The sequence below is a fragment of the Methylomonas paludis genome, from assembly GCF_018734325.1.
Taxonomy (GTDB): domain Bacteria; phylum Pseudomonadota; class Gammaproteobacteria; order Methylococcales; family Methylomonadaceae; genus Methylomonas; species Methylomonas paludis.
This window is the reverse complement of sequence record NZ_CP073754.1, coordinates 2,815,843-2,840,125: the sequence shown is the minus strand read 5'-3', so window position 1 is coordinate 2,840,125 and position 24,283 is coordinate 2,815,843. Positions and strand designations below refer to the sequence as shown.

Sequence of the window (24,283 nt, the reverse complement as noted above, 5' to 3'; positions counted from 1 at the left end):
TCAATATAAACAATATGATATATTTTTTTAGGGTATGTGGAAGGGGGGGATTTCAAACTATATATGAATTAATTAGATTTATATATCTAAAAATATCATATACAAGATGTGGTTATAATTGCCCAGCCTTGACAGTCCTTGGCAAAACCAAGTAACTTAACAACAGCAGTGATGCTGACCGGACTGCCGGAGGCCAACCAGCCCTTAGGGGCGCAATTTTTTGGCTAATCATTAAGGACTAACCCACTATGGCACATTGGTATCCAGACAACTCACAATCCATTGGCAACACGCCGCTGGTTCGATTGAATCGCATCACAGAAGGTGCGCCAGTCACCCTACTCGCAAAAGTTGAAGGCCGTAATCCGGCTTACTCGGTCAAATGCCGGATAGGCGCGGCCATGATCAACGATGCCCAGCAACGCGGCCTGCTCGGTCCCGGCAAAGAAATCATCGAACCTACCAGCGGTAATACCGGTATTGCCCTGGCTTTTGTGGCAGCGGCGCGCGGCATCCCCTTAACGCTCACCATGCCTGAAACCATGAGTGTCGAGCGGCGTAAACTTCTGGTCGCCTATGGAGCCAAACTGGTGCTGACTGAAGGTGCCAAAGGCATGAAAGGTGCAATTGCCAAAGCTGAGGAAATCGCCGCGTCCGATCCCGAACGTTACGTATTATTACAACAATTCCGTAACCCGGCCAATCCTGCCATTCACGAACAAACCACTGGCCCGGAAATCTGGAACGATAGCGAAGGTGCCATAGACATCCTGGTTTCCGGGGTCGGCACCGGCGGCACCATCACCGGTGTTTCCCGCTACATCAAACTCACCCAGGGCAAGCCCATCATCTCCATCGCTGTAGAACCTGAAACCAGTCCGGTATTGACTCAGTTTCGCGCCGGAGAGGAATTAAAGCCTGCGCCGCATAAAATTCAAGGCATAGGTGCCGGTTTCGTACCGGATGTGCTGGACTTGTCTCTGGTCGATGAAATTGTCCAGGTCAGCAATGAAGAAGCCATAGACTATGCCCGGCGTTTAGCCCGTGAAGAAGGTATTCTGTCAGGTATCTCCTGTGGTGCTGCCGTTGCGGTAGCCGTGCGCATCGCCAAGCGTCCTGAACATGCCGGTAAAACCATCGTGGTGATACTGCCCGATTCCGGCGAACGTTATTTAAGCTCTGCCTTGTTCGAAGGCTTGTTCGATACTCAGGGTGTGGCCCTATGATCCAGCTTGTCCATGGCGGACATGTCGAGTGGGGCATAGAGTCGCTGGTCACCGAATTGCACACTTTGCGTGTGCAATCTTTGGAAAACCGCCAGCGCCGCGAGCATCCACCCAAATTGCCGTCCAAAAAAATCCTCAGCCAGATCGTGGAAAACCTGGGCTCAGTATTGTTTCCCAATCGACTGGGCTTACCGGATCTGAATGAGGAAGGCATAGACTATTTTGTCGGACATACCCTGGACGGAATCTTGCGCCAGTTAAACCGCCAAATTGGTCTGGAATTGCAATTCGTTGCTCAGCAGGAAGGCCGTGATGACGACATGCATGCCCAGGCTATTGCCATTACTCGCCAATTTGCCGCCGAACTACCTAAGATCAGAACCTTGATCGAAACCGATATACAAGCGGCTTACGAAGGTGATCCGGCAGCCAGAAGTGCTGATGAAGTATTGCTGTGCTATCCAGGTATTACGGCGGTGATACACCACAGGCTAGCTCATCCCTTATATCTATTGGGGGCGCCTTTGGTGGCGCGAGTGATTAGTGAACTGGCCCATTCCGCCACCGGCATAGATATTCATCCAGGTGCCCAGATTGCAGACAGCTTTTTCATCGATCATGGTACTGGCGTAGTAATAGGCGAAACCGCTGTTATCGGCCGTTATGTCAGGCTATATCAGGCCGTGACCTTAGGGGCAAAACGTTTTGCCAAAGACGACAGCGGTATGCTGGTAAAAGGCAATGCCCGCCATCCCATCGTAGAAGACCATGTGGTTATTTATGCCGGCGCCACCATCTTGGGTCGTATCACCATAGGCAGAGGCTCTACCATCGGCGGCAACGTATGGTTGACTCACAGCGTCCCGCCCGGAAGTCATGTTAGTCAGGCTCTGGTGCGCAGCGAACTCTTTGAAAACGGAGGTGGAATTTAATTCAGGAGTGCCGGATTCCAGTGAATTCGGCCTTCCCAAACGGCACCAGGAGAATCCGCCGTCAAATAACACAAGGACACAAACCAAACCATCGTCACAGCGACAATTATTAATAACTTAAATATATAGCAGGAACCTACCATGTCAGATATTCATGATGCTCATACCGCGTTAGGCGACGTCGCCGCGCGTACCCTATCGAACGCAACCAAAACCGTGCCTATGATGAGCACGATCACACCGCGCTGGCTGGTACACCTGTTGCAATGGGTGCCAGTAGAAGCCGGTATCTATCGTGTTAACAAAGTCAAAAGCGATACCAGTATTACCGTAGATTGCTCCAGCCTGGACGAAAAAGTGCTGCCGCAAACCTTCGTTGATTACGAAGAATGGGGTCGCGAATACCGTCTGAATGCCGTCAATACCGTACTGGATGTTCATACCCGCGTTGCCGATTTATACAGCAGCCCACACAACCAAATTCACGAACAATTACGCCTGACCATCGAAACCGTTAAAGAGCGTCAAGAAAGTGAATTAATCAATAATGCTGAATACGGTTTGCTCAATAATGTAGCATCCAGCCAAAAAGTTCAAACTCGCAATGGTGCTCCTACCCCGGATGATCTGGACGAACTGATTGCCAAAGTCTGGAAAGAACCTGCATTCTTCCTGGCTCATCCGTCAGCCATTGCCGCTTTTGGCCGTGAATGTACCTGGCGTGGTACTCCACCGCCAACAGTTTCATTGTTTGGTTCACAGTTCATTACCTGGCGCGGTCTGCCTTTGATTCCTACCGACAAACTGAAAGTGGTCGATGGTAAAACCAATATTCTGTTGTTGCGCACCGGCGAAAGCCGTCAGGGCGTGGTCGGCTTGTATCAGCCTAATCTGACCGATGAACTCAGCATGGGCTTGTCCGTGCGTTTTATGGGCATTAACCATAAAGCCATCGCCTCCTATCTGGTTTCATTATACTGTTCATTAGCCGTATTAACCGACGATGCCATTGCAGTACTGGAAAACGTCGAAGTAGGCCAGTACCATGAGTATAAATAATCCGGATTTATCAGCATTGGCGCAACAAGCTCTGGGCAGTAGCCCGGAGCAGTTGCCGGGCCTGCCCGATACTGCGGAACTGAGCAGATTGGCAAGCCAGTTTTTTTCCGAACTGCCCAATCAGAGCAGCATCAGCCAGCTTGCCCCATCGGCAGTGCCGACTGCTGCCTTGAATCTGCCAGCGGCTGGCAGCTTAAGCAGTCTGCCGCTGAGCGATGACAGTGCCTTATCGGCGCTGGCGCAGCACAGTTTTGGTCTGCCTGGGGTCGCTGATCTGAGCAAGTTGAGCAGTGTCGGTGGCTTTGGCCGTAATCCGCTGGCTACGCCGGTGGCAGACACTTCATTTTACTATGTTAAAGATCTGGGTGAATTGGGTCGTAACCCGCAACTACCGGGTTTGGCTGCCGCGCATCCACCGTTTGATGTCCATGCCGTACGCCGGGATTTTCCCATCCTCAGCGAACGGGTCAATGGCCACCAGTTGGCCTGGTTGGATAATGCCGCTACCACCCAAAAACCCCAAGTAGTGATCGACCGGCTCTCGGAATTTTACAAACATGAAAATTCCAATATCCACCGGGCGGCTCACGAATTGGCGGCACGGGCGACAGATGCTTATGAAGGCGCCAGAAACATTGTGGCACGGTTTATTAACGCCCCATCTTCGGATGAAATCGTTTTTGTCCGCGGTTCCACAGAAGCCATCAATCTGGTCGCAAAAAGCTGGGGTAAACAAAACATCGGTGCAGGTGATGAAATTATCATCAGCTGGCTGGAGCACCATGCCAACATCGTGCCCTGGCAGCAGCTATGTGTTGAAACAGGCGCAGTTTTACGGGTGATTCCGGTTGATGATCATGGTCAGGTTATCCTGTCCGAATTCAGTAAACTGCTGAATGCACGTACCAAACTGGTTTCGTTTACCCATGTTTCCAACGCCTTGGGTACCGTTACCCCGGCCCAGGAAATAATAGCCATGGCCCACCAGGCCGGTGCTAAAGTATTACTGGACGGCGCCCAGTCAGTCTCACATTTACGGGTCGATGTTCAGGCCCTGGATTGCGACTGGCTGGTGTTTTCCGGACACAAAATCTTTGGCCCTACCGGTATTGGTGTGCTGTACGGCAAACCGGAAATATTGGCGGCTACTCAGCCTTGGCAGGGCGGCGGCAATATGATAGAAGATGTTACTTTCGAGAAAACCGTCTATCAACCGGCTCCCGCCAAATTTGAGGCCGGTACCGGGAATATTGCCGATGCGGTCGGTTTGGGTGCGGCTCTGGAGTATTTGAGCCGTATCGGCCTGGAAAATGTTGCCCGTTACGAGCACGAATTGCTGGTATACGGCATGCACGCCCTGCAAGCTGTACCTGGGGTACGTCTGATCGGTACTGCGCCCGATAAAGCCAGTGTCATGTCATTCGTATTGGCCGGTCACAGTACCCAGGATGTCGGCAAAGCTCTGAATAAAGTTGGGGTAGCCGTCCGTGCCGGACATCATTGTGCCCAGCCTATCCTGCGTCGTTTTGGTCTGGAAACCACTGTTCGGCCATCTCTGGCATTTTATAATACCTATGAAGAAATTGATCGTGTCGTCGCAGTATTAAAACAACTGCAATGCAGTAAACGCAGCTTCGTGTGATCACCGCTCCAGCCTTTCCCGGCTAGCCGGGAAAGGCTTTTTCTCCAGCCGTCTGGCAAAACAGTCCTTACCTATCCTACCCGAACTGCCATTTTGACAAAAATGACTTGTCAAAAATGGCATTTGCACCACAGTTTGTCATCGTGCACCGGTTTTTAACAATAAACTAGTCAGATTTATCAAGCAGTAAATTTAATAACTGTCTAGATTACAGCAATAACTGGCTGAAACATGTTGAAATAACAACATAATTTGTTTGCTAAGCCTCTTGTAAGCCCTGATAGCTCAGTAAAATAAAGTTGGCATATAAAGTGCTTTATAAAAGATAGAAGTTGGGGCGGTTAATCTTAAAAATTGCTTCCGGCTTGACGATTGTTTAATTAAGGCATGGAGAATATTATGAAAGCAATGCAAGTTTTACTGAAGCAAGCAATAGGCGTGGCGTTTTTGTTTGCCATCGCTAGTATGGCAAGCGCAACGGTTAGCCTGGATCAAACCGGCAATCGGCATGAAATTTCAGTCAGTGCGGCTATCAATTCCCCTTTGCAGCTGGCATCTGTGTTGCATGCACCGGATTTGACGACTTTTAAGCAGCTAAGTCCTGAAGTTCTGCGTCAGGCTGAGCAATTAAGCTCTCAGCTTGCCCCCAATTTACCGGTTGCTGCGTGGGTTGGTTTGACTGGGTTATTGGGTTTCCTGCGCTTCAAAAAAGCTAAAACCATTGATTAAATCAGACTATTAAATCAGACTAATTTAGTTAAAAATTATTGAGCTAACCGCCAAAATTTGGCGGTTAAAGCTGCGCAAATGCCCCAAATTGGGCCAATCTTAGGGTAAATGCCCCAATTAGGCCAGTAACTCAGTGTCATCACTGAGTTTTTTATGTCCATTGGGTAGCATGCCATACATTCCCAGCTTATGCCGTAACACATTACGGCTAATATCCAGCAATTTTGCTGTTTGCACCTGATTCTCTTCGCAAAACTCAAAAGCTGTGCGTATTACAGTCTCTTCAATAATTTCAAATAATTTTGGCGGAGCCTGTTCACACAGTCTTTGCAAAGCGCTTTCCAAAGAACTGGTTGAGACCACCGGTCCGCTTTCAGAAATCCTTACCCCGGATAATTTAAAATCTTCCGGACGCAAGCGATTGCCTGGGCATACTAACAAAGCCCGGTGAATGGCATTCTCCAGTTCCCGAATATTGCCCGGCCAGTCATAGTTCAGCAAAGTAAGTTCGGTCGCTGGAGACAATTTCACTTCACCATATCCCAGGCGGTCGCCATAGGTTTTCAAGAAATGCCGGGTCAAAGGTAAAATATCGCCCGGTCGTTCCCGTAACGGCGATAATTGGATGGCGGCCACATTAAAACGATAATACAAATCGGCGCGAAAATGCGAGGCAGCAACAGCCTCTTCCAGATTAACATTGGTGGCGGCAATAATTCGCACATCCACCGGTACCGGTTGCCGAGAGCCCACCTTGACCACTTCACGCTCTTGCAGCACCCGTAATAATTTGGCTTGTAAGCCCAGCGGCAAGTCACCGACTTCATCCAAAAACAGGCTGCCCTTATTCGCCGTTTCAAACCAACCGGTTTTAGTGGCCACTGCACCGGTAAAAGCGCCTTTTTCGTGACCAAATAATTCGCTTTCGATCAGGTTTTCGCTCAGCGCCGCACAGTTTAATGCGCCAAAAGTGCCCTGGCTGCGTTTGCTCAATGCATGAATATGCCGGGCTACCAGCTCCTTGCCGGTACCGGTCTCGCCTATAATCAAAACCGTAGCGTCACTAGGCGCAATACGTTCAATCTGTTCCAGTAAGCGTTTTGAAACCGGATCTTCAAACACCAGCGCCGTTGCTCGGACTGAGTGCGAGAGAGAGCGTGATTGCGACTCATCAAAAGCCAGTAATGTCATGCTTAGACCCCTGTGTTAGTCAGCTAAATGCTGTCTGAAAAATATCAAAAAAGTATGGCTGGAGAGCAGCGTACTTGTCCATTTTTATAATGATGTACTCTAAATCCTGGAAATAAGTTTATGTCACGTAGTGACAGAATACTTTATTAAGAACCAAAGCATAGAATCTGCAGAGCAATAGTAATGCGCAGTTTTTCGATGCTTTAAGATGTGTAAATACTGGTTAGCCTTAATTCATGCAGGTGCAGCATCTTTACAAAAGACACCCTGCTAGCAGGTGTGCTGTGTATGCCTGTGCTGAATATCTAAGTCGGTATCCTGATCTTCCTGCGCTCATGTCTGCAAAGCAAAAAAAAAGCCAGTGGTCATGGTAAAGACGCACTGGCTTCCGGTGATCCGGTCAGCATGGACAAAGATAAAGCGAAGTCGCACATCGCAGCCATTATATCGGCTCGATAAGTTAAAAGCATTAATCGTGCCACGATAAAAATGCAGTAGTTACGGCATTTGCAGCCGGTATCTGTTATGCGGGTGTTGTTAAATCAGCAGTTATTGCTGGTTGTATGTTTGTATATCAACAGTTATTGCTTGACTGCAATCACCCTGAACGGTATTGCTGCATTACAGTGCGGCAAGGTCGAAGCTAATTTACACCAAAACCAGGTTATCCCGATGTATCAATTCATCTTCATCGGCATAACCCAGTAATGCTTCAAAATCACTGCTCGGTTTACCGGCAATTGTCCCGGCGTCTTCTGCTCCGTAATTGATCAGGCCGCGGGCAATCTCGCAACCTTGGGTATCCAGGCAAGATACCAGGTCGCCTCGCTTGAAAGCGCCTTTTACCGATGTTACTCCAACGGCCAACAGGCTTTTACCAGCGGATTGCAGAATTTTTACCGCACCTTCATCCAGGCTGACGCTGCCTTTAATTTGTAACTGGCCGGCCAGCCATTGCTTTCTGGCGGCTAATGGGGCAATATTCGGAATTAAATAAGTACCCAGTTCCTCGCCCTGAAATACCGAATTAATCACATTAGGGATTTTTCCAGAGACTATGACTGTTGCAGCGCCGGAGCGCGCCGCTAGGCGCGCGGCGCGTACCTTGGTAAACATGCCGCCCCGCCCCAGGCCGCTAATACTGTCGCCGGCTACCTCATCCAGCAGTTCAGCGTTAACGCTGATATCGGTAATCAATTTCGCATCAGGGTGCAAGCTTGGGTTGGCGTCAAACAAACCGGTCTGGTCGGTCAAAAGAATCAATAAGTCCGCTTCAACCAGATTTGCTACCAAAGCGCCCAGGGTATCGTTATCACCAAAGCGGATTTCCTCGGTTGCTACCGCATCATTCTCATTAATCACCGGTACCACGCCAAAATCCAGCAGAGTCAGCAAGGTACTGCGGGCATTCAAATAGCGTTGCCGATCAGACAAGTCATCATGGGTCAGCAGCACCTGAGCCGCCAGTAAGCCATGCACCTGAAACTCATCTTCGAAGCGCCGTATCAGACCCATTTGGCCAACCGAAGCCGCCGCCTGCAATTCATGCAAGGTTTTTGGTCGCGACTTCAGTTTTAAGCGCGACATGCCTTCCGCCACTGAGCCTGAGGCCACCAGCACCACATCCAGGCCTTGGCGCTTCAAAGCAGCCATTTGCGCTACCCAGCTGCCTATCGCTTCAGTATTCAGGCCTCTGCCGCCGTCGGTCAGCATAGAGCTGCCGATTTTTATCACTATGCGGCTGGCTTGACAAAACTCAGAGCGGCTCATGACTAGGCTCCTGCTCAGACGGCAATTTTTGTTGATCCAGAAAATCCATGATCGCAAACATCAAAGCTTGAGTGCCTTGGTTTTTCAGAGCTGAAATCAGAAACACCGGTCCGGTCCAGCCCAATTCGTCGACAATGGCCTGACAGTGCTGTTCAAGTTCTTCTCCAGCCAAATGATCAATTTTATTCAACACCAACCAGCGGGGTTTTTGAGCCAGATCCTCGCTCCATTTGCCCACTTCGTGGATGATCTTGCGGGCAGCCGAAACCGGAGTTTCCTCGCTCTCATAAGGGGCGATATCCACCACATGCAATAATAATCGGGTTCTGGATAAATGTTTCAAAAACACCAGGCCCAGACCGGCGCCATCGGCGGCGCCTTCAATTACCCCCGGAATATCGGCAATCACAAAGCTGCGCAAATTGTCTACACTCACCACGCCCAAATTAGGATGTAAAGTGGTAAACGGATAATCTGCCACCTTGGGTCTGGCGGATGATACCGCACGAATCAGGCTGGATTTGCCGGCATTCGGCATGCCCAGCAGTCCCACATCGGCAATCACCATCAATTCCAGGCGCAACATCCGGTGTTCTCCAGGTGAGCCTTTGCTGAATTGCTGAGGTGCTCGGTTGACACTGCTTTTAAAGCGGGTGTTGCCCAAGCCGTGAAAACCGCCTTTTGCCACCAGTAATTGTTGACCAGGCTGAGTCAGGTCGCCGATTTTTTCCCCGGTTTCGGCTTCATAGACTATCGTTCCCGGTGGTACGGCGACAAAACAGTCATCGCCTTTTTTGCCGGTGCAGTCCTTGCTTCCGCCGTTTTCACCACGTTGTGCTCTGTGGGTAGAGTGATAGCGAAAATCCACCAGGGTGTTGATGTTTTCGACTGCTACCAGATAAACACTGCCGCCATCGCCGCCATCGCCGCCGTTCGGTCCGCCCAGGGGGATGTATTTTTCCCGCCGGAATGACACCTTACCGCTACCGCCATCTCCAGCTTCAACCCGGATTTCCGCTTCGTCAACAAATCTCATAATGATTTAGATATCTACTTAAATTGCACAGCAAAATACAAAGCTATGTATGCGTTAATAGTTGTCTGACTTCTGAGATCCAATTTTTTAATAAAGGGCAGGGCTTGTAACAGCTGAGCTGCTTTTGTCAAATCACTATTAATGCGTATAAAGCCAAACACAATAGGCCGCAAGGCCTATAAACAAAAAAGCCCCGCTAAAAAACGAGGCTTTTTCAGGTGGATGCGCTCACCGGCGCAAGCCAAAATTACGCAGCGGCAATGCTGACGAATTTACGGTTTTTCGGGCCTTTGATTTCAAAAACCACTTTGCCGTCACTGGTGGCAAACAAAGTGTGATCTTTGCCGATGCCAACATTGTCGCCGGCATGAAATACTGTGCCGCGTTGGCGAACCAGAATATTGCCTGCTTTAACCACTTGACCGCCAAAGCGTTTGACGCCCAGGCGTTGGGCATTAGAGTCGCGGCCGTTACGGGTGCTGCCGCCTGCCTTCTTATGAGCCATTTTCCAACCTCGTTAAATTAAGCAGAAATGCCAGTGATCTGGACTTCTGTATAGTATTGACGATGACCAGCACGCTTCATATGGTGCTTACGTCTTCTAAATTTTATGATATTAACTTTTTTGTGTCTGCCCTGGGAAACCACAGTAGCCGTGACTTTGCCGCCTTCCAGAAAAGGCTGGCCGATTTTGACATCGTCACCGGACTGCACCAGCAGCACATGATTGAACTCAACGCTGTCGCCGGCGCCTAATTCGAGTTTTTCGATTTTTAAGGTAGTACCTTCTGCGACCTTATATTGTTTACCACCCGTTTGAATTACCGCATACATCAGCGTCAGCTCCATTAAGCATAATCTGTTAATAGTGAACAGTCGATTATACTGCCTGGTTTAAAGTCGGTCAAGTTCAAATTAAAACACACCGGCTTATTATAAAGCATGGCTATAAAAACACTACTTTCACCATTTAGCAAAGAGCCTGCGTGAGTTGGTTTGATAGAACGGCCAAATCTAAAGCCGCTTTAGTCCTCAGCATGCTCCGGTAACGACCCGGCCTGAATGCGATAGCACTCACTCTGCAGTGCCTGGTAGTCAATCGATCTTATTTTGATGGATACGGCGCCTTCAGAGTCGGCACATCCTCTGGTGCTGCCGTCATAAAGTAATGTTGGTCAACCGCTAGCCTTGCTTGCCCCTAAAACCCAAAAACTCAGCTCAGATGAGTCGCAACAAAAACCAGTGATATGCCGTATTCAAAATATGTCAAATAACACAGTTTAGTTTAAAAAAAGCCTTATATTTGGTAGGTTTTTAAGCAAATTATTCGTTAACATATTGACTTAAAATAATATAAATAATTTGGCACGGCTGCTGCTTAATAAGTCTTGGCTTAGTATCGCAACATGGTTTGCTGCAAAGATCAACTCTAGCAGAAGTAGTTGTGATTAGAGTAGTCAGGCAAACACTTAGTGATCAAATTCAAATAAATGGAGAACGGTATGTTACATAAACAACAGCCGGCGCTTTTTGGCAATCCTAAAATCGGAATGCTGAAAACCGCCACGATAAGCACGCTGCTGATGCTGGGCTATAGCCAGCAGGCTGCTGCGCATGTCGAATATTATGACTTAAACCAGGGCGCGCAAATCAGCGATTTGACCGCTGCCGGTAAAACGGCATCCACCAGTCAATATGGTGCTAATCCAACTGTCAGTGGTTTGTCGGGTTTAAATACAACTTCAGACCGGGCCCTAAACAACACGGCACTCTGGAACGCCGGTAACCAAGTTTACACCGGCGTAGGCACTTTCAGCAATGCGGCGGCCAATACCACTAGCCAAACCTATACAGGCAATCAGTTCTATAACTCAAACACCGTAAGCGTGAATGATGTAACCGATTGGGGCTGGGGTGGTGGTACCTGGGGTACTGCTTCTCATACCTCAGGTACTGGTACTGGTTTGCTGGAAGATACCCATAAAGTCGATTTCTTCAATTTTCGAGTCACTCAGGACTCTACGGTGACCATTACCTGGAACGTGGATGACGGTGCAGGCGATTATATCGACAACGGCTTTAGTCTTTACAAAGGCCTTGCCAGTTATCAGGCGCATGATGCCGCCACCGATCCATTGAATCCAACTTCGGGTTTGTCGCATAAAATCCAGGATCCGTTGGACGGTTCTGCGCCAAATAACCCTGGTATAGCTGATGCTCAGGGTATTGCTTCCGACTATCGTAACACCCTGACCAATACCAGCGCATATTTAGGCCAGTTCAATGCCTTGGGCAATTGGGGTGACGGTAATGCAGCGGGTAACTGGAGTAATTTACAGTTCATCACCTCGGAACATAGTGCTTTGGCTAATACCAATGGTACCGGCACTTCTACCACTGCGACCGATACCCTGGAAACTTTAACCATTCAGTTGGCTGCCGGCAATTACACCATCGCTGCTGCAGGTGCTTTGGGTTCCGCTTTTGGTAATGCCGGAACCTATAACCTGTCCAATCTGCATGGGGTATTGACTTACAACTCAGTACCAGCAGCTGCCGCTGTGCCCGTGCCTGGTAGCGTCTGGTTGTTTGGTAGCGCTATAGTTGGTTTGTTAGGCATGCGACGCCGTCAGGGCCAGTAATCAGGATTTTTAAGTCGATCGGTTTGCCGCCAAGCTTGATCACAACAGCCAGGGATGGCTGGAAGCAGGGACGCTTCAACTCTTTAAATTCATGTTCAGGCCCATGCTGCGGTCTGCATGGCAAAAGCTTAACCCGGTCAGAATAAATCTGTCCGGTAACCGCAAAAATCAGTCGGGGTTAATGATTAACCAGGCAAACCAGGGGCAATCTGCATGGATAGACAGATTACAGGTTAACTCGACCGATTATTTAGCGGGTTCAGGGAAGAAATTTGGGGGTATATCAGCTGTCACGCTTTATCAAAATAATTAACAAACAATGGAAACTAAAATGATGAAAAAAATAGCACTCTCAGCCGCGGTAGCCGGGCTACTGGCAGCGGGTCAGGTATCTGCCCATCAAACTTATAACATTACTGGTGCTGGTCTAGGGATTGGCGCCAGTGTCAACAATACTGACGGTATTTCCAACTTCGGTGGTTACAGCCAGGGTGGCGGTACCGCTGCGGCTAACCACTGGATTCCAGGTACTGGTGGTCTGCCGGCTGATTATGTCGGTGCTTTGCCGTTCAACTGGTATTCCGGTCATCATGATACTACCCTGGCTGCGACCACCACTCGCCACCAGTTTACCGGTGCAACAGCAACGGATGCCAACAGTTTGTGGAAAGCAGCGCTGACCGATACCGCCAATACCTGGGCGCCTTACGCACCAGCTACCACCAGTTCCACTACTGATCCCAATGCTCATCCATATCTGGCGGTGGGCGGAAACTCCTGGCAAGTTGGCAGTACCTCTGGTGGTCTGGATTACGGCTTGATTCATGCGGATTGCGGTGCCAATACCTCCACTTTTAACTGCACTACTCCGTCGACTTCATTGACCCCGGACGGCTATTATAATATCGATATCACTATAAAACGTGATACCACTTATAACAACCTTAACGATCCCAATGCATTGTTAAGCGTTGCCTTGTATCGTGGCGCAGATACTTCCACAACAGCCAGCCGTACTGCAGCATTTGATCCTAGCGCCAACGGTGTACAGGGTTCCAGTCTGGGAACCGGTGGTGCCAATGGTTTTGCCGAATTGTGGACAGCCACCCAAACCACCACCAGCGATGTATTGCATTACGATCTGAAAATCACCGCTGCTGAATGGGCTCTGACTGATGCCCTGAATGGTACCGGCACTAATGATGGTGTTGCCGGCTACTACACCCTGGTTATCGGTGCCAGTGGCGGTGCTGCCGGTTCTGCAGTTGCTTATGATGTGACCTCTATCTCCACCAGTGTGGTGCCGGTACCAGGCGCATTCTGGCTGTTCATGTCAGCTATCGGCGGCTTGGGCGTATTTGGTCGTAAAAAAGCAGTTAAAGCTTAATTTTAGGCCATAGGAGCAGGGTAAAATGGATTTTTACCCTGTCCGCATTTTTTCTTACAGGAATTCCTTATGAATTATTTCAAGCGATTGTTGATGATAGGGGTATTGGCGCTAGCAGCCGGCCCGGTTGTTGCTCATGTGGCCTATTTCGATTTAAGCGCCAATCTGTTTGTCAATGGCGCCGGGCAGTCCTACGATGATGAAACTTTCTACAATTATGGTTGGTATAACGGCACCCAGCCTACCCTGGGCGACAGTCACGAATTGGCTGGTGGGGTATTCTTCAAGTTTCATTTGACAGAAGCCTCCTATGTCAACATCAATTTCAGCGACACTGAAAACACCGGTCAATTAAATCCTGCTTTCAGCGTCTATTCAGGTCTGCTGCCTGAAGATGCTCATGATGATACCAAGACCGATCCATTAAACCCGGCTCATCTCAATCTAGCGACTCACACCACAGTAAAAGACGCCTCTTTGACCGATAACGGTGTGGCTACCGATGCCAACGGCAATATCTCACCGCTCAGAGATACCCAGAATATTACCTATCATGGCCAATTCAATGCCCTGGGTGACTGGAGTATGGCCAATGCCAATGCCGATACCTTTTGCGTATCCCAGCCTGGCGGAGTCTGTAACGCTACTTCCTTAGCCGAAGCCATCGCTGCTGGTGACTGGAGTGTCATTAAATATATCACCCATGTCGACCCAACAAACGGCAATTCTGTCAGCTTGTCACATTATCTGCTGCCGGCCGGTGATTACACCATAGCCGCTGGCGGCGGCACTGCCGGCGGTACAACCTCCGATATATTAGGCACCGTTGCTTTCAGCAGTGTTGTTGCCGCAGTGCCTTTACCTTCCGCCACCTGGCTTTTCCTCAGCGGCTTGGTAGGGATGCTCGGTTTGAATCGCCGCAAAATCTGAACAAATCGACAAATGAAAATAATTGTTTTGTTCGGTAGGGTGGGCTTACTTTATGTGTTCACCCAACCCAGCGGGATTTTGGTCAAATCAAACGGTTAATCCAGTCATAAAAATATAGATCAAACCTTAAATGGCCGGTGTTTTTAGCAATCCAGGTATAGCCTGGATTTTGCATTTCCGGTTGGTGGCATGATGCACAAGCGATAGAGGAACAAATCTTGCGAGTTTACCCCTGCCTGATAAAGGCTTTAATACTGATCAGTATCACCTGCATCTTACCGGGTTGCAGTGAAGTTGCGCCTTGGCAACGGGGCAATTTGGCCAAACCGAACATGGCCCTGGATCCCAATCCCAATTTAACCCATATTCGCGACCATATCTTTACCAGCCGTGAGGCGGCACAAGGCAGCCGGGTCAGCAGTGGGGGTGGCTGTGGCTGTAACTAAGCAGGATAAAAGTCGTACCTTGTATGCGCTAACCTCAGCAGCACTATGCCTGCCGGGTATGGATGTGCGGGCCGCTACTCCCAGTCTGCTTGCCACCGGCAGTACTGCCTATGGTTATTATCAGGAAAGCGATCAGCGTATGCAGGTGCAGATCTATCATGCCGATGGACTGGTACCGCTGACCGAAAGGTTGGAATTTGCTTTCAGCCTGGATAGGGATACCTATTCCGGTGCCTCTCCGGCCTGGAATGTCCCGCAAACCATGACTAACCAAACCTTGGCCAATGGTGGCGGTGTGGCCGATTTAATCTCGGCGGCTTCTGCTGTATCCGCCCAGTCGATTACCGGTGAAGGCCTGGAAAAATTTCAGACTTATCAGGATGCTCTGAACGCCAGCGGTGGTGATAAAGTCAAAGCTTATACCACCTTGCTGGATAGTATGGTACCCGCCGGCACTGCTACAGTGCAGCGCTTCCAGACTCAACCACTGGAAACCCGTACTCAGCCGGTGTTATCCATGAAATATTATATGGATAATTCCACACTAGGCATCTCCGGTGGTTTGTCTGATGAGCCGGATTATTTATCCAATTTTGGGGCGATTAATTTCAGCCACGAATTCAATAATAAACAAACCACACTTAGTGCCGGGTATAACATTACCCGCAATGCTATTTTTCGCAATCAGGGTCATAACCACAGTCCGGCGGATGTCGGTCTCGGCCATATTCATCCGGCGGATTGCACTATCAGCGATTGCACCAATTATGCTCTGCTTAATGCCAATAGCGTGTTTAACGGCTTAAACCTTGGCGTGAGTCAGGTATTGGGTAAAAACACCTTATACAACCTTAGTACCAACTATACCAATCAATCCGGATTTTTGAGTAATCCCTATAAAACCGTATATGTCAGAGGCGAGATTACCCCGACCGAATATGCTTATATCAGTGATAACCAGAACAATCTCGGCTCGATAAACTGGAACGCCATCACTCCGCTGGAGATTGTTGGTCCGGAACTGTTCAGAGAAAATCGCCCCGATCAGCGTAACCAGTTTTCGGTGGTGAATGGCCTCAACCATTACCTGCCGAACTTGGATGCCTCATTACATTTTGATTACCGGTTTTATCACGACGACTGGAATATCAATGCCCACACCTTTGAATTCAAATGGTATCAAGGGCTGCCATTTGGTATTACCGCCATTCCCAGCATTCGCTATTACTCACAATCTCAGGCCGATTTTTTTGCCCCGTATTTCCTGGCGCCGCGTGCCGACCATCATTATTCCAGTGATTACCGTCTGTCAGCCTTTGGTGCCATCAACGGCGGCATCAGCTTTGCCAAACAAATCAGCAAAGGTGTCAAACTGGATGCCGGCATTGAATATTACAGCCATCAGGGTGATCTGAAACTGGGTGGCGGCGGCAGCGGCAACTATGCCGATTACAGCTATTATCTGGCGCATGCCGGGGTTAATATCGATCTGTCTGCGCCCGGTAGCTTACTGGAAGGTGAGGGCAATGTGCTGGATAGCCTGTTTGGCGACAATCCGCACCAGCATCACCACCAGCATCAGCATCAGCACACTCCGCTACCGGCAGGAGTGATGTTCGGTCACATGCTCGAACAAACCGGCCAGATTATGCTGGGCTACCGTTATATGTATAGTGGTCAGGAAGGCACTATGCTGCACGGCAGCGATGCAGTCAGCGATGCCCAACTCGCCCACCAGTATATTATCCGCTTACCCAAAGGCGCTACGGCACCAACGGCCCAACAAGTGTTGGGCGATGCCTGTCCCGGTTACGGTCACATCACCGGCCCACACAAATTCACCGAATCCGGTTGTCTGGTCAAACCCACCAATATGTTTATGGGCATGCACATGCTGGATATCATGTATGCGCCTACCGACTGGCTGAATCTGATGGTCATGCCGCAATTGGTGGATATGCAAATGAATATGAGTACTGATTTGCGCACCCCGTATTACACCATGAACGGTGACTATACAGAAAAACACAATGCGACAGACACCGCCTCTATCTATTCGCAAATGCACCACAGCGTGTTTGATCTGGGTGATACCTTTATGACTGCACTGATTAAACTTTATGATGATCCTAATCATCACCTGCATATTGGTCTGGGCGGCAGTGCGCCCACCGGCAGTGTTTCTGAAGTGCATAATCGTATTACTACAGCGGTCGTTGGCAGCGGTGGTCAGGTCTATAACGTCAACCTGAATATTCTCCAGGATATCGGCATGATGCCCGGCAGCGGCACCTGGGATTTCAAGCCCAGCCTCACCTATACCGGCCGGTTCGATCAGGCTTTCTGGGGTCTGCAGCTTAGTTCGGTGAATCGATTGCAAAACCGCAACAGCTCTGGCTATGCCTTGGGTGACCAATACCAATCCACTGCCTGGGGTGGCTATAAGCTGTTTGACTGGTTATCCACCAGTGTGCGCGGTGTTTACACCCAGCAAAACAAAATACGCGGCGACTTATACCAGATTATCGCCAGCGAAATACCCACCGGCAACATCAACCAGAATGGTCACATGAACGTCTCCACCGTCGATTATGCCCAAAATTACGGTGGACATTACTGGGATATCGGTATCGGCATGAATATCATGGTGCCTCGCGGCAACTTTGCCGGCCATAGTTTAAATATTGAATGGTTACAACCGGTCAAAGATTATGTCAACGGTTACCAGCTTGAACGCACTGGTGCCTTCTCTGCTACCTGGAATTATATGTTTTAAGTTCCGGTCTATGCAGACCGGTATTTCCGCCTTAACAAAATATAGATTATGAAAAAATCCCCGGTTAATCCGCTTGTGCTTTCCCGTCCCGTGGCCTACCAAACCCTCTTATTATTTGTTACCGTCAGCATCAGCGGCGGTGCAGTGATGATCCTGGAATTGCTGGGTACCCGCATCATTGCCCCGTATTACGGTGTCAGTCTTTATGTGTGGACCGCATTGATTTCCGTGACCATGATTGCCCTGGCCATAGGCTATTATTTTGGAGGATTCAGTGCCGATCGTTATCCGCAATTACGCTTGGTACATATCATCTTAATCGCGGCGCTAAGTACCGCTGGTCTGCCCTTTATCAGCAGCCCGATCCTGGAACTCACCAATCCGCTGGGAATGCGGCTGGGTGCTTTTGTCAGTGCGCTACTGATATTCAGCTTGCCGCTTACGGCCTTGGCCATGGTCGGGCCGTTTGCCATCAAATTGGCTGCCGGCGACTTGCGGGGTATAGGCCGGGCCGTAGGCTCCGTGTACGCAGTCAGCACTGCCGGCAGTGTGGCCGCTACCTTATTACTGGCTTTTTATTTACTGCCCCAGTTCGGCACCCGTGCCATCATCTTTTACCTAAGCCTGTTGTTATTGTTGTTGGCTGTATTCTTGTTGCTCAATGATAAAGCCGGCTTTGCCAAACCCTGGTCTACCTTGCCGGTTTGTATTGCCGTTGTGTTGACCAGCATTCTTGCCGCTAACGGTTATGCCGCACCGGTTCGTCCGGCCAATGGTTTCAAAGTTTTGCTGCAGCAGGAAAGTATCTACGGTTGGGTGCGGGTAGTCGATGATCAACGCAAAGGTTTCCGGCTGCTGCTATCCGACTCATCCGTGCTTAGCGCCATGGAAATTGCTCACGGCTATAGTTTGTTGGGGTACCAGGCCATTCTGGGTATGGTGCCGGCCTTGTTTCGTCCCGCCGCCAAGCAGGCATTATTGATAGGTTTGGGTGGCGGTCATGTGGCGCGCGATCTAAAAGCCAAAGGTCTGGCTACCGATACCATAGAGATCGACCCGGTGGTGGCCGATGCTGCCGTCCGTTATTTTAATTTCCAGCCCACCGGTGATTTCATGGTTGGCGATGCCCGTTACGAAATTAAAAAAATCCACAAACACTACGACTTCATCATTCATGACTGCTTTACCGGCGGCACTGAACCGGTACACATGTTAACCGTGGAAATGCTCAGGGATTTAAGTAATATGCTCAGCGACGATGGCATTCTGGCCTTAAATTATGTCGGTTTTACTCAAGGCGAAGGGGCAAACGCCGTTACCTCCGTCTATAAAACCCTGGCTAGCCTGTTGCCGAATATCCGGGTGTTTGTCACCGAAAAAAGTGAATTTACCGATTTCATCTTCCTGGCCTCCCGTCAGCCCTTGACCTTGGATAAAGATCGCCCCGACAAACGCATAACCTGGTTGTTGGACCACGAATACGCTATGACCGACACCAACGGCATCATCATTACCGACGATTACAACCCGCTGGAAAGCCTGCAGGTCCGCAAAGCCGAAGCCTACCGAAAAATATTCATGCAACGCATCCCCCCAGAACTAGTCGTGCTATAAAATGGGGGCAGGTTACATTTTTGCGTTCCAATCCGGGTAGGATGGGTTAGCTCGGTAGCGTGTAACCCATCAATCTAAGTCTATAGCTGCTTGAATAAGCAGAATATTTTGATATTCAGCTACTTAAGGCCCCAATTCAGGATTGTTACATCCAGGCCATAATGGATAAATTCCCGCTGCTAAGTTAAGCCATCTCGTCATCATCCATCACAGGGATGAGCTGAGATAATGGTTTTTTTTGACCAAGTTTTAATGTTTTCGAAATCACCTTGGCCAGCAATTGGCTGCCATCCTCCAGAATAGAATAGTGATTGCCTTGAATCTCATATAAATCAACAGATGGGCATATTTTTCGCCATCCGTTTTCAAAAGGCTGTATAGGTCGGGTCAGACTATCACTGATCAATGCCTTGACAAACGTAATCCGGCCTGGATACTCCTTGATAACATAGGCTTTAATTAAAGGGTTTATTAATTCAGGCGAAAAATGATAGGGATCGTAAACCGGATGAATAAAAAAATACTTCAAACGCTTCACCAATGTCAGCAGCCATTGGCTTGACTGTTTGCACTGCTGATTAAAAGGAGCTTTGCGTAGATTAGCCAACTTGGTTTTAAAGCTGACGTGCAGCGATGCCAGATTGTTTGGTTTGGTATCGATCATGCATAGCCATGCCACAGTTTCGCCGCGCCTTATCAATTGTTGGGCAATTTCAAATCCGACCAGCCCGCCGAAAGAATGTCCCACCAAATGATATGGGCCAATTGGTTGAACCAGCAATATCTGCTCAAGATAATGAGCCGCCAAAGCCTCGACAGAGGTGGGTAGGCTTAGGTTGTTGCTTTGAGCTGCCCCTATCCCGTAACGTAAACCGAAAACCGGTAATTTCAAATCCAGATCTCTGATGACTTTATAGCAGCCCTTGAAATATTCGATCCAGAAAATAACCGGGTCAGAATCGGCTTTTTGAACCGGTACAATCGAAAAAAAACTGCTTGGTTGCTGTTGACCATTTAGCACTTCCGCCATTTCAGCAAGAGTGGGGGAATGAAATACCGTCGCTACCGGAAGCTTGAATTGGAAAACTCTTTCAATTTTGCTTAGCATACTAATAGCCATCAATGAATGGCCGCCCAGTTCAAAAAAGTTGTCATGCCTGCTTACCTTGTCCACTTTCAACAACTTGCACCAGATTTGTTCAAGCAGAATTTCAGTTTCGCCGGCCGGCATTTGGTAATGATCAACAGCATGGCTCGTGCTGCTTGGTGCAGGCAAAGCGTTGCGGTCAAGCTTGCCGTTGGGCGTAGACGGCATTGTTGCCAGTTCTACATAAACAGCCGGCACCATGTATTCCGGCAGCATAGAGGACAGATGCTGGCGTAATATTTCGGTGGTGATGTTTTTGCTGCTACAAAAATAAGCGATAAGCTGCGTGCCGGCCTCATCTGTTCGTGTCATCACCAAAGCTTCCCTCACATCAGGATGTTGCAATAAGGCGCTTTCAACTTCGCCCAATTCAATGCGGAAGCCCCGAATTTTCACCTGATGATCGTTGCGGCCCAGAAATTCGATATTACCGTCGGCTTGCCAACGGCCCAAGTCACCTGATTTATAAAGGCGAGCATCCGCTGTTTCGCTAAAGGGGTCTGGTAAAAATTGCTGTGCAGTCAGATCTGGTCGGTTCAGATAACCCCGTGCAACTCCAATGCCGGCTATATAAAGCTCACCAGTCATACCTGTAGGTACCGGTTGCTGATGCTCATCAAGGATATAGATACGCATATTTGCCGTGGGGCGGCCTATCATATAAGCGCTGTTGGTGTTGATTTCGGGTTCGAAAATCGCTGTATTGATACAGGTTTCTGTTGGCCCATAACAACTGATCAAGCGTGGCCTGGCATCCTGTTTGAACCAGTTTTGCAGGGCGTCAGGGGTAATGGCTTCGCCGCCGATGATGATGCAGCGCAAGGGTGCAGGAAACTGCCTGTCAATTTCACTGACTAATTTCCGCCAGTACAGGGTAGGTAAAACCGCCACCGTAATTTGATACTCCTGGCACAAATTCCAAAATTCATCGGCGCCGGGCAGCCAGTAGGGCGGTAGTAGCACTAATGCTGAGCCGGACAATAATGCAGCAAAGATTTCCTGTGCCGAGACATCGAAATTGATAGAAGTAAACTGTAATATCCGGTTTTCGGCTATCGGCAGGTATTCGTAATAGGGTCGCATGTAATGAATATGATTACAAAGGCTGCGGTGTTCAATCATTACGCCTTTGGGTCTGCCGGTGGACCCGGAGGTATAGATGATATAAGCCAGATTTTCCGGCTTAAGGCCTGTTTCAGACCTAGGCAGATTAGCGTCATCCAGATCATCCCAGGCTGAGGCCGCAGCACCAATGTCGACCAGCGGCAGCGTACCACTTAGTCCGGAAATGACGGCATTGTTAGCGGTTTCGCTGAGCAATACCAGAGGCTGACTATCCCGTAACATGAACTCAATCCGATCATGCGGATAATTTGGATCTAGCGGTACATAGGCACCACCCGCTTTAAGTATAGCCAAAATGCCAACAATCAAGTTCAAGCCGCGTTCTGCGCAAATGGCAACACGGGTATCAGGGCAGACGCCCATTGTCCTCAGGTAGCGGGCAATGCGATTGGCTCGCGTATTCAAATCCCGATAGCTTAGCTGTTGATGGCCTGAAATCACGGCGATGCTATCCGGTGTGGCGGCTACTTGGGCTTCAAAACACTCATGAATACAAAGATGTGCAGGGTAGGGCTGATCAGTGGTGTTCCATTGCTTGAGGATTTTCTGGCGTTCCTGCTCGGTTTGTAAGGGCAGTTCGGCAACAGATAATTGCGGTGCAATGGCCAAATTAGTCAAAAACGCCTGTAAACGCCCAACAATATTCTCAGCTTCCGGCTCAGCAATTCTGGCCGGATCAAAGTACACCGCGGCAAATGTCGAGTTCGGCTGATACTGTTCCAGAGGCACGACTAACGCCAGTCCATTATCCTGAATAGCTGTCGGATTGCTTTCAATTATAGCGGCAAATGATTTGAAATCATCCTGGCCGGCTTGCTGGGCCAAATCGGGATGCCGGCCAACTAAATCCAGGGGATATGTCAGACTATGGTTTAGCTTTTGTCGGACCATAGCCAAATCTTGGTAAACATCAGCAAACATTGCTTCAGGCCGGCAGTTGATGCGCCAAGGCAATTGTTGTGAAAAAAAGTTGCCCATCCCGGTTGTCATTTCCGTCAATCCGGCAGGGACATAGGCCAAATCGAAACAGGGTTTGCCGGTTATTCGCCAAAGGTAAATCACAAACGCGCTCTCTAATACCAGCCGGAGGCTATATCCTTGGGTTTTGACGTATTCCAGTACGGTAGCAGGAATTGCCAACGGTATGCTGGCTAAGGGGCTGGCAATAAACTGGGTGCTAGATAGCGCCGGGAAGTACAAAGGCTGATGCCTGTGCAAACGCGCCAGCCAAAATTTTTCGTATCTGGCTGTTTTTGTCTGCAATGCATTGAGTAATGCCATGGTTTCAGGCTGGAGGCCGGCCAGACGCAGGCCGCTGTCCAGATGATGTTGGGCGACGAGCTCATTGATGACCAAAGGCTGCCCTTGCAAGGTTTTCAGTTTGCCTATGTACACCTCGGCGTCCAGACAGCTTATTCTTAATTTATCCTCAGCAATCTCAAGCAGTGTTCCTGGTTTGGCTGTCGTGTCTATTTGGCTAATCTTTAAACTATGTACTGTGTACAAAGTATTGCCGATACTTAGTTTAGGCATACCAATAGGATTTGGATAAACACCAAAATCCAGTCCTCGCACCAAGGCATCTATTTCTTGTGCAGGCCGACTCCAGTCTATGATTGCCCCATACTCGGGTTTTTGTTCTGCTGTATAAAACCGGCGCCTGCCTAAGTCTTGCTCAATTGCTTGGAGTTGACCATTCAGTAATTCATTGATTAAGGAGGAGAAAGCGGTTATGCCCTCGCCATAGCATTTCCCGTTTAGAGAAAAGGCCGTTTCGTCGGCCTCTACAGCAAAGCGGGTTTGTTTGAGAATTGCTCCGGCGTTGATCCGAGCTTCCAACACATGCCAGCAAATACTCCAGGTTTTCTCGCCATTAAGAATGCCCCACGATGTCGTGTTGACACCGGCATATTCGGGCAGTGGCGCATCATGAAAGTTAATTGCCAGGCATCCAGTCATCCTAAGTTGATCCACTGAAATCGTGTCGGCGTTATTAATACTAAACAAATAGTCGAAAGGCTGCTGAGCCAGGATTGAATTCAGACCGTCCTTGATATCGAATAGTGGAATATGATGCCGGTTTGCCCAGACACACACAGCGTTGTCACTAGAAATAATACCCAAAATCTGCATGTTATTGTTTAACAAGCTTTCAGCACATTGAATCAAAAATGACCCATTGCCAATGATATAGCAAAGTGGGGGGCTATCTGCAGAAATGTACATGGCGGCTATGTATTAAAAGTAGCTCCATCGAGCAAAAATAGGTGATTATGTTGTTATTTCATTGTTAAATCATATGGCTAAGCCGTTTCAAGCCTTGTTTTGAGCATGAGCCAAATTATGCGTATGCCTGCTTAGTTCCTAACATAAAAACAGATTCATTTGCTATTTTATGTCAATAAAAACCATAAAGCCCATCAGGATAAGCGTTGAATTATTTATTGCTTATGTTAATCTAAATGATTATGAATATCAATTAGATTTAATAGAGTTTTCTATCGACTAAAGTTAAAAAAGGCCAATTTGTTGCGTTAGTCAAATTTGCCGAGCTTGTAGAACTTAGGTTCATGCTCGGCTCAGTAACTGAGTGGAGTAAGCATGGCAAACTAGTTTAAAAGATCGGTTGCC

The 24,283-nt window shown here is 48.8% G+C and carries 17 protein-coding genes; 11 read left to right on the top strand and 6 right to left on the bottom strand.

Annotated features, from left to right (window positions below; genetic code table 11):
* Nucleotides 1-248 precede the first annotated feature (248 nt).
* From cysK to KEF85_RS12695, 5 genes are all read left to right on the top strand, one after another.
* Nucleotides 249-1,226, top strand: coding sequence for a cysteine synthase A (gene cysK, locus KEF85_RS12715; RefSeq protein ID WP_215581129.1), 978 nt, complete (start codon nt 249-251; stop codon nt 1,224-1,226).
* Entirely contained in the window at nt 1,223-2,158 is a 936-nt protein-coding gene (epsC, locus tag KEF85_RS12710; RefSeq protein WP_215581127.1) for a serine O-acetyltransferase EpsC, read from the top strand. The genes cysK and epsC overlap by 4 nt, the downstream gene beginning before the upstream one ends.
* A gap of 141 nt (nt 2,159-2,299) precedes the next feature.
* Nucleotides 2,300-3,217 carry a family 2A encapsulin nanocompartment shell protein gene (locus KEF85_RS12705; RefSeq protein ID WP_215581125.1) on the top strand — a complete coding sequence of 306 codons (918 nt, stop codon included), beginning with the start codon at nt 2,300-2,302 and terminating at the stop codon, nt 3,215-3,217.
* The gene (locus KEF85_RS12700; protein WP_215581123.1) at nt 3,204-4,859 is read left to right on the top strand and encodes a family 2A encapsulin nanocompartment cargo protein cysteine desulfurase; all 1,656 of its coding nucleotides are present in this window, start codon (nt 3,204-3,206) and stop codon (nt 4,857-4,859) included. The genes KEF85_RS12705 and KEF85_RS12700 overlap by 14 nt, the downstream gene beginning before the upstream one ends.
* A gap of 399 nt (nt 4,860-5,258) precedes the next feature.
* Nucleotides 5,259-5,588, top strand: a complete 330-nt coding sequence (locus tag KEF85_RS12695; RefSeq protein ID WP_215581121.1) for a hypothetical protein — start codon at nt 5,259-5,261, stop codon at nt 5,586-5,588.
* Between the two features lie 117 nt (nt 5,589-5,705).
* Here KEF85_RS12695 and KEF85_RS12690 read toward each other — a convergent pair whose 3' ends face one another.
* From KEF85_RS12690 to rplU, 5 genes are all read right to left on the bottom strand, one after another.
* Nucleotides 5,706-6,779: a sigma-54 interaction domain-containing protein gene (locus KEF85_RS12690; protein ID WP_215581118.1), complete on the bottom strand. Its 1,074-nt coding sequence runs from the start codon at nt 6,777-6,779 to the stop codon at nt 5,706-5,708.
* A 648-nt stretch (nt 6,780-7,427) separates the two neighbouring features.
* Nucleotides 7,428-8,549: a glutamate 5-kinase gene (proB, locus tag KEF85_RS12685; RefSeq protein WP_215581116.1), complete on the bottom strand. Its 1,122-nt coding sequence runs from the start codon at nt 8,547-8,549 to the stop codon at nt 7,428-7,430.
* Nucleotides 8,536-9,585 (bottom strand): Obg family GTPase CgtA, encoded by a 1,050-nt coding sequence (gene cgtA, locus KEF85_RS12680; RefSeq protein WP_215581114.1) that lies wholly within the window; start codon nt 9,583-9,585, stop codon nt 8,536-8,538. The genes proB and cgtA overlap by 14 nt, the downstream gene beginning before the upstream one ends.
* 247 nt (nt 9,586-9,832) lie before the next feature.
* Nucleotides 9,833-10,090 (bottom strand): 50S ribosomal protein L27, encoded by a 258-nt coding sequence (rpmA, locus tag KEF85_RS12675; protein ID WP_215581112.1) that lies wholly within the window; start codon nt 10,088-10,090, stop codon nt 9,833-9,835.
* Nucleotides 10,091-10,107: 17 nt separating this feature from the next.
* Nucleotides 10,108-10,419, bottom strand: coding sequence for a 50S ribosomal protein L21 (gene rplU, locus KEF85_RS12670; RefSeq protein WP_215585165.1), 312 nt, complete (start codon nt 10,417-10,419; stop codon nt 10,108-10,110).
* Between the two features lie 668 nt (nt 10,420-11,087).
* Between rplU and KEF85_RS12665 the strand changes: the two genes are divergently transcribed.
* From KEF85_RS12665 to KEF85_RS12640, 6 genes are all read left to right on the top strand, one after another.
* A complete protein-coding gene (locus KEF85_RS12665; protein ID WP_215581110.1) occupies nt 11,088-12,227 on the top strand; it encodes a PEP-CTERM sorting domain-containing protein in 1,140 nt (379 codons plus the stop codon).
* A 331-nt stretch (nt 12,228-12,558) separates the two neighbouring features.
* Nucleotides 12,559-13,614: a VPLPA-CTERM sorting domain-containing protein gene (locus KEF85_RS12660; protein WP_215581108.1), complete on the top strand. Its 1,056-nt coding sequence runs from the start codon at nt 12,559-12,561 to the stop codon at nt 13,612-13,614.
* A gap of 69 nt (nt 13,615-13,683) precedes the next feature.
* Nucleotides 13,684-14,544, top strand: coding sequence for a VPLPA-CTERM sorting domain-containing protein (locus KEF85_RS12655; protein WP_215581106.1), 861 nt, complete (start codon nt 13,684-13,686; stop codon nt 14,542-14,544).
* Nucleotides 14,545-14,762: 218 nt separating this feature from the next.
* On the top strand, nt 14,763-14,990 hold the full coding sequence (locus KEF85_RS12650) for a DUF4266 domain-containing protein (protein WP_246534933.1): 228 nt from the start codon (nt 14,763-14,765) through the stop codon (nt 14,988-14,990).
* Nucleotides 14,977-17,766 (top strand): DUF3570 domain-containing protein, encoded by a 2,790-nt coding sequence (locus tag KEF85_RS12645; protein WP_215581104.1) that lies wholly within the window; start codon nt 14,977-14,979, stop codon nt 17,764-17,766. The genes KEF85_RS12650 and KEF85_RS12645 overlap by 14 nt, the downstream gene beginning before the upstream one ends.
* 48 nt (nt 17,767-17,814) lie before the next feature.
* Nucleotides 17,815-19,380 carry a fused MFS/spermidine synthase gene (locus KEF85_RS12640; protein ID WP_215581102.1) on the top strand — a complete coding sequence of 522 codons (1,566 nt, stop codon included), beginning with the start codon at nt 17,815-17,817 and terminating at the stop codon, nt 19,378-19,380.
* A gap of 184 nt (nt 19,381-19,564) precedes the next feature.
* Here the strand turns inward: KEF85_RS12640 and KEF85_RS12635 are convergent, their stop codons facing one another.
* On the bottom strand, nt 19,565-23,800 hold the full coding sequence (locus KEF85_RS12635) for an amino acid adenylation domain-containing protein (RefSeq protein WP_215581100.1): 4,236 nt from the start codon (nt 23,798-23,800) through the stop codon (nt 19,565-19,567).
* Between the last annotated feature and the right edge of the window lie 483 nt (nt 23,801-24,283).

Coding starts and splice junctions, on each gene's coding strand:
- cgtA (WP_215581114.1), bottom strand. CDS start 9,585: ATGAGATTTGTTGACGAAGCGGAAATCCGGGTTGAAGCTGGAGATGGC.
- KEF85_RS12705 (WP_215581125.1), top strand. CDS start 2,300: ATGTCAGATATTCATGATGCTCATACCGCGTTAGGCGACGTCGCCGCG.
- cysK (WP_215581129.1), top strand. CDS start 249: ATGGCACATTGGTATCCAGACAACTCACAATCCATTGGCAACACGCCG.
- KEF85_RS12655 (WP_215581106.1), top strand. CDS start 13,684: ATGAATTATTTCAAGCGATTGTTGATGATAGGGGTATTGGCGCTAGCA.
- proB (WP_215581116.1), bottom strand. CDS start 8,549: ATGAGCCGCTCTGAGTTTTGTCAAGCCAGCCGCATAGTGATAAAAATC.
- KEF85_RS12700 (WP_215581123.1), top strand. CDS start 3,204: ATGAGTATAAATAATCCGGATTTATCAGCATTGGCGCAACAAGCTCTG.
- rplU (WP_215585165.1), bottom strand. CDS start 10,419: ATGTATGCGGTAATTCAAACGGGTGGTAAACAATATAAGGTCGCAGAA.
- KEF85_RS12665 (WP_215581110.1), top strand. CDS start 11,088: ATGTTACATAAACAACAGCCGGCGCTTTTTGGCAATCCTAAAATCGGA.
- rpmA (WP_215581112.1), bottom strand. CDS start 10,090: ATGGCTCATAAGAAGGCAGGCGGCAGCACCCGTAACGGCCGCGACTCT.
- KEF85_RS12695 (WP_215581121.1), top strand. CDS start 5,259: ATGAAAGCAATGCAAGTTTTACTGAAGCAAGCAATAGGCGTGGCGTTT.
- KEF85_RS12660 (WP_215581108.1), top strand. CDS start 12,559: ATGATGAAAAAAATAGCACTCTCAGCCGCGGTAGCCGGGCTACTGGCA.
- epsC (WP_215581127.1), top strand. CDS start 1,223: ATGATCCAGCTTGTCCATGGCGGACATGTCGAGTGGGGCATAGAGTCG.
- KEF85_RS12640 (WP_215581102.1), top strand. CDS start 17,815: ATGAAAAAATCCCCGGTTAATCCGCTTGTGCTTTCCCGTCCCGTGGCC.
- KEF85_RS12690 (WP_215581118.1), bottom strand. CDS start 6,779: ATGACATTACTGGCTTTTGATGAGTCGCAATCACGCTCTCTCTCGCAC.